The sequence below is a fragment of the Campylobacter massiliensis genome (genome assembly GCF_014253065.1).
GTDB classification, from domain to species: Bacteria; Campylobacterota; Campylobacteria; order Campylobacterales; family Campylobacteraceae; genus Campylobacter_A; species Campylobacter_A massiliensis.
This window is the reverse complement of the sequence record NZ_JACLZK010000001.1, coordinates 1088825-1099658: the sequence shown is the minus strand read 5'-3', so window position 1 is coordinate 1099658 and position 10834 is coordinate 1088825. Positions and strand designations below refer to the sequence as shown.

10 protein-coding genes are annotated in these 10834 nt (G+C 48.1%); 4 read left to right on the top strand and 6 right to left on the bottom strand.

The window, feature by feature from the left end; translation table 11 throughout:
* Positions 1 to 90 precede the first annotated feature (90 nt).
* The 5 genes from H7R39_RS05215 to H7R39_RS05200 form a co-directional block, all read right to left on the bottom strand.
* A complete protein-coding gene (locus H7R39_RS05215; RefSeq protein WP_185898250.1) occupies positions 91 to 1236 on the bottom strand; it encodes an iron-containing alcohol dehydrogenase in 1146 nt (381 codons plus the stop codon).
* A gap of 79 nt (positions 1237 to 1315) precedes the next feature.
* Positions 1316 to 1444, bottom strand: a complete 129-nt coding sequence (locus H7R39_RS11455) for a hypothetical protein (protein WP_002943393.1) — start codon at positions 1442 to 1444, stop codon at positions 1316 to 1318.
* 8 nt (positions 1445 to 1452) lie between these two features.
* On the bottom strand, positions 1453 to 2571 hold the full coding sequence (locus tag H7R39_RS05210; protein ID WP_185898249.1) for a cytochrome d ubiquinol oxidase subunit II: 1119 nt from the start codon (positions 2569 to 2571) through the stop codon (positions 1453 to 1455).
* Positions 2564 to 4093 carry a cytochrome ubiquinol oxidase subunit I gene (locus tag H7R39_RS05205; protein ID WP_185898248.1) on the bottom strand — a complete coding sequence of 510 codons (1530 nt, stop codon included), beginning with the start codon at positions 4091 to 4093 and terminating at the stop codon, positions 2564 to 2566. Before H7R39_RS05205 ends, H7R39_RS05210 begins: the two co-directional genes overlap by 8 nt.
* Before the next feature lies 1 nt (position 4094).
* Entirely contained in the window at positions 4095 to 4310 is a 216-nt protein-coding gene (locus H7R39_RS05200) for a DUF4492 domain-containing protein (protein ID WP_004321680.1), read from the bottom strand.
* A 132-nt stretch (positions 4311 to 4442) separates the two neighbouring features.
* Here H7R39_RS05200 and H7R39_RS05195 point away from each other — a divergent pair, with 132 nt between their 5' ends.
* The 4 genes from H7R39_RS05195 to H7R39_RS05180 all read left to right on the top strand — a co-directional run bounded on the left by H7R39_RS05195 (position 4443) and on the right by H7R39_RS05180 (position 10271).
* Positions 4443 to 6107, top strand: coding sequence for a CTP synthase (locus tag H7R39_RS05195; protein WP_185898247.1), 1665 nt, complete (start codon positions 4443 to 4445; stop codon positions 6105 to 6107).
* A 222-nt stretch (positions 6108 to 6329) separates the two neighbouring features.
* Positions 6330 to 6482: a hypothetical protein gene (locus H7R39_RS05190; RefSeq protein WP_185898246.1), complete on the top strand. Its 153-nt coding sequence runs from the start codon at positions 6330 to 6332 to the stop codon at positions 6480 to 6482.
* Positions 6472 to 8043, top strand: coding sequence for a single-stranded-DNA-specific exonuclease RecJ (gene recJ, locus H7R39_RS05185; RefSeq protein ID WP_185898493.1), 1572 nt, complete (start codon positions 6472 to 6474; stop codon positions 8041 to 8043). Before H7R39_RS05190 ends, recJ begins: the two co-directional genes overlap by 11 nt.
* Before the next feature lie 230 nt (positions 8044 to 8273).
* Positions 8274 to 10271, top strand: coding sequence for a TonB-dependent receptor domain-containing protein (locus tag H7R39_RS05180; protein WP_185898245.1), 1998 nt, complete (start codon positions 8274 to 8276; stop codon positions 10269 to 10271).
* Between the two features lie 333 nt (positions 10272 to 10604).
* On the opposite strand, the gene H7R39_RS05175 is transcribed toward H7R39_RS05180, so the two are convergent.
* The gene (locus H7R39_RS05175; RefSeq protein WP_185898244.1) at positions 10605 to 10823 is read right to left on the bottom strand and encodes a hypothetical protein; all 219 of its coding nucleotides are present in this window, start codon (positions 10821 to 10823) and stop codon (positions 10605 to 10607) included.
* Positions 10824 to 10834 lie beyond the last annotated feature (11 nt).

The following is a 10834-nucleotide window of genomic DNA, read 5'->3' as shown; positions in this document are numbered from 1 at the left end:
GGCCGTAATCCTTTTACTATCCATTGTGTGCCAAACGACCTCACGTACATTTTATAAAAGCGATAATCGATAAAATATATTTACTCAAATTTACTTCGCCAGCTCAAAAATCTCTTTGATATTTTCCTTCGTGTAGAGCTTATCTTTACGCCAGTTTGCCGCGTAGTCGTAGGCTAAATTTACGACTACGTCTAGCGTCTCGCCCTCTATGCCGACGGCTTTTAGGCTAACGGGAGCGCCGATTTTGCTAAGCCACGCTTTAAAGGCGGCGATACCCTCATCAGCCGAATTTACGCCGAAAATTTCCCGCGAAAAACGCTCGAATGCGCCCAAATTTCGGCTCTTATACCACTTCATCCACGCAGGCATTATGACTGCTAGACCCGCTCCGTGTGCGCAGTTTACGACCGCGCTCATGGCGTGTTCTAGCATGTGGTTGGGGTAGGAGTAGCCGTGCGTGCCGACGTATGTTAGGCCGTTTAGCGCCATCGTCGCCGCCCAGGCAAACTCGGCTCTAGCATCGTAGTTGTCGGGGTCAGCTAGTAAAATTTCAGTCGTTTTCATCACGGTTTTGATATTGGCTTCGATGTAGAGGTTGATGATGCTAGGCTGCACGCTTGCGGTGAAGTACCCCTCGATGCTGTGCGCTATGACGTCGGCGGCGGAGTAGGTTAGGTACTCGCGGCTCACGCTCTTTTGTAGCTGCGGATTTACGACCGAGACTAGCGGATATAGGACGTCGCCGTGGATGGAGAATTTTTGCTTCGTAGCTTCGTTTGTCACTACTGCGCCCGAGTTCATCTCGCTACCGGTCGCCGCAAGGGTGATGACGTCAAAAATTTTTAACGCGCGGCTCGGATCCTTGCCCGTGAAAAAGTCCCACACGTCGCCCTCGTATAGCGCACCCGCGGCGATAGCTTTGGCGCTATCTAGACAGGAGCCTCCGCCTACGCTTAGCACGCTATCGGCGTTAAATTTCCTAGCTAGCTCGATGCCTTCGTAAACTTTGCTTAGCACGGGGTTGCTAACTACGCCGCCAAGCTCTATAAACTCTATGCCGTTTTCTTTTAGGCTTGCTACTACTGCGTCAAAGAGTCCGTCTTTTTTGATGCGGTCGCTGCCGTAGATCAGTAGGGTTCTTTTAGCGTCAAATTCGCGCATATAAAGCCCGATATTTCGCTCTTTGCCTCTGCCGAATCGTATTTTTACGGGGTTGTGAAAAGTGAAGTCAAACATCTCGTTCTCCTTAAAATTTTAGCTTCATTATAGCGACAAAAGCTAAAATTTAAGTAGAACGAGATTTGCGGAGCAGCGCTTATTCGCGCAAATTTCCAAAGTATTTGTCGTCGTTTTTCTCGACGTGCTTGATGTTAAAATGGACGAATTTATATCCGCCAAAAAGCGCCAAAACCCAAAGAAAAAGAAAAACTATCGCTTCTATCATTTTTATCCTTAATATGCGTGATGATCGCGCTCTATCTCGCTTGCGGTGATCTTTTTGCTGTCCATCGCGCGCCAAACGACGAAAATATAGCCCAAAACAAACGGCACTAGTAGGCTCACGTAAGCCATGACGTTTAGCGTGTAGTGGCTAGAGCTTGCGTTTTTGATCGTGAGCGAGCTTTGTAAATTTGAAAACGACGGATAAAACGCCGTGTCTGCAAGTCCGGCTATCAAAAATAGCCCCATAACCGTTAGCACTACGCCCGTACCGTAAGGCACTACGCCGTAGATGCTAGTAGTAAACGCGCCTTTAAATATACCGAAAAGCACTAGTCCGACGCCTATAACTATCATCGCGGCTACAAGCGGCATTTGGAGTAAATTTAGAGCGTATTTAAAGCCAACTAAGCTCACTACGCCGCTCTCGTCGTAGGCAAAACCGGTCTTTGTAAATACCCAAGCGATGAAGATCAAAAAGAACGGCAAAAACAAAATCGTATTTTTTAGCACCGCTTTTCTAGCATTGACTCTTATCTCCGCATCGTCGATGTTGTTGATGAGGTAGAGCGCTCCGCCCACGCGAGCTAGGAAAAACATCGCTATGCCTAGCGGATAGAGCATGATGTTGCCCAGCGCTTCAAGTCCGCGAAACGGCGTGCGCCACTGTACGAAGTTGTGTTCGTTTAGTAAAAAGTCGCTACCCGAAAAAAACGTGCTAACCGCCATACCGATGAGTATAACGCCTAAAGAGCCGTTTATAAAAAGGAAAATTTCATAGGTTTTTTGACCTAGGAAGTTGTCCGGTTTTTTGCGGTATTCGTAGCTCACGGCTTGAAGGATAAAGCAAAACAAAATCGCCAGCCATACCCAGTACGCGCCGCCAAAGCTCGTGGCATAAAACAGCGGAAACGCCGCAAAGCACGCACCGCCGAACATTACGAGCGTGGTAAAAGTAAGCTCCCATTTGCGCCCGATAGAATTTATCACCATGTCCTTTTGAAGCTCGTTTTTGCAAAGCCCAAAAAGCAGCGTCTGTCCGCCCTGAACGAACATCATAAACACTAGCAAACCGCCTAGCAAGCTAACTACGCACCACCAGTAAATTTGTAAAAATTCTAAACTAAGCATGGTTTTCAAATCCTATTTTTATCTGTTTTAGCATGATTTTTATCTCGGCTATCAAAAGCACCGTAAATAAAACGGCAAATAGCCAGAACGAAATTTTGACGTTGGTGTCGGCTAAATTCGTAGCTCCCACGCCCACGGTCATGAGGTCTTGCACGACCCACGGCTGACGCCCTACTTCGGCTACTATCCAGCCCGCCTCGATCGCCACTAGTCCTAGCGGGATACTAAATACGCACACCCACAGCAGCTTTTTGAAATTTTCGATATCGTTTGCCATCGTAAGATACGTAACGACCAAAAATAAAGCCAAAAAGTAAGTACCAAGAGCCACCATCAAGTGAAAGCTATAAAACGTAATGCCTACCGGCGGCACGGCGCTTTCCGGGGATTTTAGGTAGCCGTAGCCTAGAAATTTCATATTTTGAGCCAGAGTTTGCTCGGCTTGCACCATCGCGGCTTTATCGCCCGATTTTTTAGCGGCGTTGTAGCTAGCTAGCGCGCTAACGGCTAGCGAGCCTTTGGCCATCTTGCTTGCGACGCTTTCTATATTTTGCGCTTCGTTGCCGTAGACTAGATCCTCGATGCCCGGAGTAAAACTGTCGAATTTTCTAGTAGCCATGATTCCAAGCGCGTAAGGTACTTTTAATTCGAGCAAAAACGCGTCCTTGCCGTCGCCCGGTTTTTTAGACGGATCTAGCACGCCCATGGCGACTAGGCCTGCGTTTTGTTCGCCTTTATAAAGGCCTTCCATCGCGGCTAGTTTCATCGGCTGGGTGCGTGCGACTTGATATGCGCTCTCGTCGCCGCTAAACATCAAAAACAGCGACGTCGCAAGCCCGAAGCTTGCCGCTACGATGATGGATTTTTTAGCCATGATCAGGTGGCGTCCTTTTAGGATAAACCACGCTGAAATTCCTATCACGAAAAGCGCGCTAGCGACGTAGCCGCTAGTTACGGTGTGTAAAAATTTGATGATACCTACCGGGCTAAGCGCTACTTCAAAGAAATTTTCCATTTCCATTCTTGCGGTTGCGGGGTTAAATTTCATACCTATCGGATACTGCATCCAGCCGTTTGCGATGAGGATCCAAAGCGCGCTCAAATTTGAACCGATAGCCACGAGCCAGGTCGAGACGAGGTGAAATTTCTTGCTAACCTTATCCCAGCCAAAAAACATAACGGCAAAGAACGTCGCCTCCATAAAGAACGCGAGTATGCCCTCGATAGCTAGCGGCGCACCGAATATATCGCCTACGAACCAGCTGTAGTTCGCCCAGTTTGTGCCGAACTCAAATTCCATTATGATACCGGTAGCTACGCCGATGGCGAAGTTTATACCGAAGAGTTTGAGCCAAAATTTGGTTATTTTTAGCCACTGCTCGTTGCCCGTTTTGACGTAGATACTCTCCATAATGGCGATGATAAAGCTAAGTCCCAGCGTGAGCGGAACAAACAAAAAATGGTATATGGCGGTGAGCGCAAACTGTGCTCTAGACCAATCGACCGAAGCGATTTCAGACATTTTATTCCTTTGTCAAATTTGAAATGACGAAGTTCGCTTTAGCCTCGTCGCTCTCAAATTTCGAATTTAAACTTTCATCAAAGATAAATACTTTTAAAATCCCGAACATTATAAGCAGTTTGATAGCTATCACGAGCCACAGGCTCTTTCCGAGCTTCATGTTCCTAAAGCCGTCGATATACAAAGACGAGATGTTTTTAATATATTTTTTAATCATAACTTAACATACTACAGAAATTTAACTTAAAATATTATTTTAAAGTTTTAGACTTGAAAAATTATTTATGCTCACAAGCGTTTATAAATTTTAAATAAGGTATAATCTCGCTAAAAATTTAAAAGGCGCGATATGCAAAAAAATCTAAACGAAACAAAGTATATTTTTATAACCGGCGGCGTGCTAAGCTCGCTAGGCAAGGGCATCGCGGCGGCTTCTATCGCCACGCTTCTTAAAAACACGGGCTTAAAGGTGAGCATGCTAAAGGCCGACCCATACATCAACGTAGATCCCGGAACCATGAGTCCGCTCGAGCACGGCGAGGTTTTCGTCACCGACGACGGCGCGGAGACGGATCTGGATCTGGGGCACTATGAGAGATTTTTAGACGAGAGCCTAAGCCAAGATAACAACTTCACGACCGGCCGCGTCTATAGCTCCGTTATCGAAAAAGAGCGCAGAGGCGACTATTTGGGCAAAACGATCCAAGTAATCCCGCACATCGTGGGCGAAATCGTTGACCGCATCAAAAAGGCGGGCGAGGGTCGCGACATACTGATCGTCGAGATCGGCGGCACGGTAGGCGACATCGAGGGTTTGCCGTTTTTGGAGGCTATACGTGCCCTTCGCGTCGAGGTAGGCCGCAAACGCGCGATGAATATCCACCTAACTCTCGTTCCGTTTATCAAGGTCGCAGGCGAGTTAAAAACCAAGCCTACTCAGCACAGCGTCGGCGAGCTGCGCCGTATCGGCATTAGCCCAGATATGATCATCTGCCGCGCCGAGCAGCCGCTAAACCGCGAGCTAAAGGATAAAATAGCCGCCAGCTGCGGCGTAGAGCGCAACTGCGTCATAGAGAGCATCGACTCGGCTAGCATCTATCAGGTGCCGCTCGCGTTTTATAACCAAGACGTTTTAACCCCGATCGCCGAAATTTTAAATTTGGGCGAACTGAAGCTTGATATGCGCAACTGGGACAGCCTGGTTAAGCGCATCATCGCTCCGACAAAAGAAACCACGATAGCGTTTGTGGGCAAATACGTCGATCTAAAAGAGAGCTACAAGAGCCTAACCGAGAGCATTATCCACGCGGGCGCGAGCCTTGATGCGAGGGTAAATTTAAAATGGATAGATAGTGAAAAAATCGAGCCTTCAAACGTCGATGAGCTACTAAAAGACGTGGGCGGCGTGCTAGTTGCCGGAGGATTTGGCGAGCGCGGCGTGAGCGGCAAGATCGAAGCGATCAAATACGCCCGCGAAAACGGCGTGCCGTATCTTGGTATTTGCCTAGGTATGCAGCTAGCGCTCATCGAGTTTGCCCGCAACGTGCTAAAGCTCGAGGACGCAAATTCGGTCGAATTTAAGCCCGAGTGCGTAAATCCTATCATCTACCTTATCGATAGTTTCATCGACGCGCACGGCCAAACGCAGATCCGCACGCATCAAAGCCCGGTCGGCGGCACTATGAGGCTTGGCGCGTATACTTGCGACGTGAAGCCCGGCTCGCTGCTGAGTCAAATCTACGGCGGCGCTAAAAGCGTCAAAGAGCGCCACCGCCACCGCTACGAGGCAAATCCGAAATATAGAGCCGAATTTGAAGCAAACGGCCTGATAGTTAGCGGCGAGAGCGACGGACTGATCGAGGCTGTCGAGCTTAGCTCGTCTGTGGCAGGCGCTAAAAACTCGCATCCGTGGTTTGTCGGAGTGCAGTTTCATCCGGAGTTCACCAGCCGCCTAACAAACCCAAATCCCGTAGTTTTGGGCTTTATCAAAGCTAGCCTAGAAAAATCGAAATAACCGAATTTAGAGCCGCTCGGCTCTAAATTTCTTTCCTTCTAAATTTAAAAATTTACGCCGCGTTTATTATTTTAAAATGTTAAATTTGTAAAGAGTATCAATTCTGCAGAGCTCTTAAACCCGCATCAGACCCGTAAATTCGCCGCTTTATTTACAATTATAAGAAATTAAATTTCAAAAAGCTATAATTTGCGCATTAGAAAATAAAAAAGAAGGAAAAAGATGAAATTTAAACCAAAATTTAGCCTTTTTTGCGGCGCGACAGGGGTAAATTTGACCCCCGAGGCGAGCGAAAATTTAGGCAAAAACGGTGGCAAGGCGGCGAAATTTGACGGCGAGGCTTACGCAAAAGCCCGTCAAAACGATGTTAAATAAGGAAAAGATAAAGGAATTACTGAACCAAAGATTTGAAAAGGACATTCACAAAAAACTTTCAGAAATTCCTACGCCCGATGCGTTAAAGGATGTATTTAAGGGTGCCGAGCGTATAAAACGCGCGATCGAGCAAAACGAAAAGATCGTCATCGTCGGCGACTACGACGTGGACGGCGTGATCGCCAGCGTCATAATGGCCGAGTTTTTCGACGATTTGGGCGTTAGCGAGTATTTCGTACGTATCCCAAATCGCTTTAGCGACGGCTACGGGCTAAATCCGCAAATCGTCGAGGAGATCGCGGACGCAGGCCTCATCGTGACCGTAGATAACGGCATCTCGGCAAACGACGCGGCTCAAATTTGCAAGCAAAAGGGCATCGATCTCATCATCACCGATCACCACATGCCCCCAGACGTCCTGCCCGAGGCCTACGCGATCATAAATCCGAAGCAAAAGGATTGTCACTTTCCAAACGTCGAAATCTGCGGCGCTCAGGTCGCGTGGTATCTAGTCGGCGCGCTAAAAGACGTGTGCCGCATCAACTACGATATGGGTAAATTTCTCGACCTCCTAGCCATCGCGATAATCGCCGATATGATGGAGCTTCGCGACCTAAACCGCATCCTGGTTAAGCTTGGCGTAAACCGCCTAAACAGCTCGCGCAGGCCCGCGTTTACCGCGATAAAGCAGCTCTACGGTAAGGATAAATTCGAGTGCGACGACATCAGCTTTCTCATCGCGCCGCTCATCAACTCCTCGGGCCGCATGGACGATGCGAGCGTTTCTTTTGAGTTTTTGCGCGCCAAAAATTTAGACCGAGCTTGCGAGTGCCTCGACACCATCGTGAGCTTTAACAACTCGCGCAAGGAGGAGGAGCGCACGCTTTTTGAGTGCTCACTAAAGGACGTGCGCGAGGACGAGCATATCATCGTGACGTGGGGTAGGGGCTGGCACGAGGGCGTCATCGGCATCGTCGCATCGCGTCTGGCCAAGCAGTTTAAAAAGCCCGCCATCGTCTTTAGCATCGACGAAAACCGCGCCAAAGGCAGCGCTAGAAGCGTGGGCAAGCTAGACATCCTCTCGCTCATCGCTAGCCACGAAAAGCTGCTTGCGGGCTACGGCGGGCACAAAGGGGCGGCAGGCATCGTGATAGATCCGGCAAATTTAGAAGCGTTTAAAAACGCGATAAATAGCTCGTGCATGCTGATGGATTTGCACGAATTTAGCGCGTTTGACGAGCCGTTAGGCGAGATAGAAGCGGGCGAAGTGGACTTTGAGCTGCTTGAAATTTTGGAGCATTTCGAGCCCTACGGACAGAAAAATCCGCGCCCGCTCTTTGAGATCAAATCCGCCATCGTCAAAAACAAAAAACTAATCGGCAGGGAGCAAAATCACCTAAAACTAATCCTGCAAAAAGACGGCAAGTGCCTTGAAGCGCTGTTTTTTAACTTCACTCGCGAGCCGCATGCGGGCGAGAGCATAGACCTCGTTTTTTCGGTATCGAAAAACTCGTTTCGCGGACTCGTCACGCCGCAGCTACTGGTAAAAGAGATTTTGTAAATTTAATCTCGGTTTCGTTAAACTCAAATTTGATGAAACCGAGATTACTTAAATTTATAATTCTAATCCGTTAAAGTTACTTTTCTACACACTTAACGCAAGCGACCAAAATAGCACGGTTTGAGCTAAATTTCACACAAAATAATTAACATTACATAAATATTCATACTTTATTTAAGTTGATTTTTGCTTCAATTTCAATATTAAATATTAATTTTGCAGGAGCGAAAATGAAAATTTCTTACGTTTTGGCGCTGGCCATGGCGTCAAATTTGATGCTTAGCGCTGAGGAAGCGGTAAGCTTGAGTCCCGTTACCGTCTCGTCAAAAATGCAAAAATCAGCCCTCGACGAGCCGACCAACGCCCAAATAGCCGGCAAGGGCGCGATACTGGAAAACAGCGATATCGCCAAATCGCTTTCAAATTTGAACGGCTTTACGATGGAGCGTAAGGGCGGAGGCGGCAGCGAGGTTTATTATCGTTCGCAGACGGCGGCTAGGCTGCCGGTGCTGATCGACGGCAGCACACTAAACGGCGGCTGCGGCATGCGTATGGATACGCCCATCACCTACATTTCGGCGCAAAACTACAGCTCGGTTCGCATCGTAAAAGGCCCGCAAGACGTCAGATACGGCGCACTCATTAGCGGCGGTATATTTTTCGATAGAGAGATAGCAAGGCTGTCAAAACCGAGCTTCGGAGGAAACGTAAGCGTGTTGGGCGGCAGTTTTAAGCGGTTTGAAACTACCGCGGACGTAGCGGCGGGCAATGAGCTGGGCAGCATAGAAGTTTCCGGCGGACACTACGAGAGCGGCGATTATAAAAGCGGCGGCGGACAGAAAATGCATACGCACTATAAACGTAACAGCGTCTCGCTCGTAGGCACGCTAACGCCGACGGAAACTACCGCATTGCAGTTAAGTGCGGATCTAGGCGAGGGCGAAGCGGCGTATGCCGACAGGATGAGGGACGGCATACAGTTTGACCGTAAATCTTTCGGGCTCAAATTTGAACAAGACGTCGGCGAGCACAAGATCAGACTAAGCTCGTACTATCATCAAATCGACCATATAATGGACAACTTCACCATGCGTCCGGTGGTGCCGGGTACGGGGCGCGGCAAGGGATACAGCATCAGTCACCCAATACGCGATATGTACGGCTTTAAGCTAGAAGGCGAGTTAAATTTCGATAATCTAACCAGCTTCATCGGCGCCGGTTATTCGCAAGACTCCTTTAAATGGCGGGGTGCCGGAACGGGCGGAGCCGGCGTATCTAAAGCCGAAATGGATGCCGCTGTATCAAAGCCGCACGTAAAAGAGCGTAAGGTAACGTATAAAACGATATACACTCAAAACGAATACGTCCTAGAAAACGACTACGGGCTTTTTGGCGGACTTAGGCTGGACGCGGGCGAGAGAAAACTGCTAAAAACGCATAAGAGCAGGAAAGAAAATTTATTTTCAGGATTTTTTAGATACGAAAAATATCTGCAAAATTTAACGCTTTATGCGGGATTAGGACACGCGCAAAGGATGCCCGATCACTGGGAAACGAACAAGGATGCGAACTTAGCGCTGCGTAAAGAAAGAAACACGCAGCTGGATTTTGGCGCAGTGCTAAAAGATAAAAACTACGAACTAAACGCGAATTTCTTCGTCTCAAAGATGGATGATTATATCATGCTAAAGTATAATACTATGGGCATGTCCTCAGACGCCTTTAATACCGACGCCTTGCTATACGGCGGCGAGATAGAGGGTACTACGCTACTAGACGATATGTTTAGGCTAGGGGCGGGCGTATCCTACGTCTATGGCAAGGTGACTAAAAACGCGGGCGGTCTAAAAGACGGCGATGCGCTGCCTAAGGTTTCGCCTCTAGCGTTTAAACTAAGCGCGGGTTTAGAAAAGCCCGACTGGTTCATCAAGGCTGACTTCTACGCTAACGCGTCGCAAAACCGCGCGCAAAAAGGCTACGGCGACGTGGGCGGCATGGACCTGGGCAAGAGCGATAGCTTTTGGACGCTGGGGCTAAGCGCGGGCTATAAATACAAAAATTATCAATTTTTGCTAGCGGCGGAAAACCTAAACGACGCCAAATATGCCTATCATAACTCAAAAGGCGGCTACGGCGGCGGTATCGCAGGCTACGAGACTATCCCGAACGGCACGAGGCTTTATGAGCCGGGCAGAAGTTTTTGGGCGAAATTTAAGGTGCATTTTTAGGGCGTAGCTCGGTTAAATTCGGCGCGGTTTTGGCTTTGTGCTTTGTTTTAAGCCGCTCCGAATTTATGCTAACGTTAAATTTGCCGCGCCAGGTTTTTATGGCTCTTGCCCGTTTTTGGGTTTGTAAATTTGAGTACGTTTTTGTTGCTTGGCGTTTAAATTTGAAGTTAAATTTAAACGAGGCAAGCTTGGCGCGCGGTACTTATCGCAAAATAGTCTAAAATTGACGGCTATAAACGACGGTGCGGATGTAAATTTGAAAACAAGAGAGTAGCAGAAGTATTTGGAAAAGCTGGAAATTTGGATAGAAATTTCGGGGAAAGCCCCCGAAATTTAAGCTCTTTTATCTTCCAAGCGATTTAAAACGGGTTTTAAAAACTCGTCAAAATCGTCTTGCGTTAGCACTCTTTTGCCTAGTTTTTCTTTGCACTCTTTACCGAGCTCGCAAAGTACCTCGCGGTTTGCGATGCTTTGGGCCTTGCCGTGTCTTGCTAGCACCGTGTTTAGCTCGTGCTCCTCTGAGAAATTAACCAACTCGCGATCTGTTGCCATTTTAGCTCCTT

What these genes read in the sequence shown, in the direction of transcription:
- H7R39_RS05215 (WP_185898250.1), bottom strand. Translation starts at nt 1,236, where the DNA reads ATGTTTGACTTCACTTTTCACAACCCCGTAAAAATACGATTCGGCAGA.
- H7R39_RS05190 (WP_185898246.1), top strand. Translation starts at nt 6,330, where the DNA reads ATGAAATTTAAACCAAAATTTAGCCTTTTTTGCGGCGCGACAGGGGTA.
- H7R39_RS05195 (WP_185898247.1), top strand. Translation starts at nt 4,443, where the DNA reads ATGCAAAAAAATCTAAACGAAACAAAGTATATTTTTATAACCGGCGGC.
- H7R39_RS05210 (WP_185898249.1), bottom strand. Translation starts at nt 2,571, where the DNA reads ATGCTTAGTTTAGAATTTTTACAAATTTACTGGTGGTGCGTAGTTAGC.
- H7R39_RS05180 (WP_185898245.1), top strand. Translation starts at nt 8,274, where the DNA reads ATGAAAATTTCTTACGTTTTGGCGCTGGCCATGGCGTCAAATTTGATG.
- H7R39_RS05175 (WP_185898244.1), bottom strand. Translation starts at nt 10,823, where the DNA reads ATGGCAACAGATCGCGAGTTGGTTAATTTCTCAGAGGAGCACGAGCTA.
- H7R39_RS11455 (WP_002943393.1), bottom strand. Translation starts at nt 1,444, where the DNA reads ATGATAGAAGCGATAGTTTTTCTTTTTCTTTGGGTTTTGGCGCTTTTT.
- H7R39_RS05200 (WP_004321680.1), bottom strand. Translation starts at nt 4,310, where the DNA reads ATGATTAAAAAATATATTAAAAACATCTCGTCTTTGTATATCGACGGC.
- recJ (WP_185898493.1), top strand. Translation starts at nt 6,472, where the DNA reads ATGTTAAATAAGGAAAAGATAAAGGAATTACTGAACCAAAGATTTGAA.
- H7R39_RS05205 (WP_185898248.1), bottom strand. Translation starts at nt 4,093, where the DNA reads ATGTCTGAAATCGCTTCGGTCGATTGGTCTAGAGCACAGTTTGCGCTC.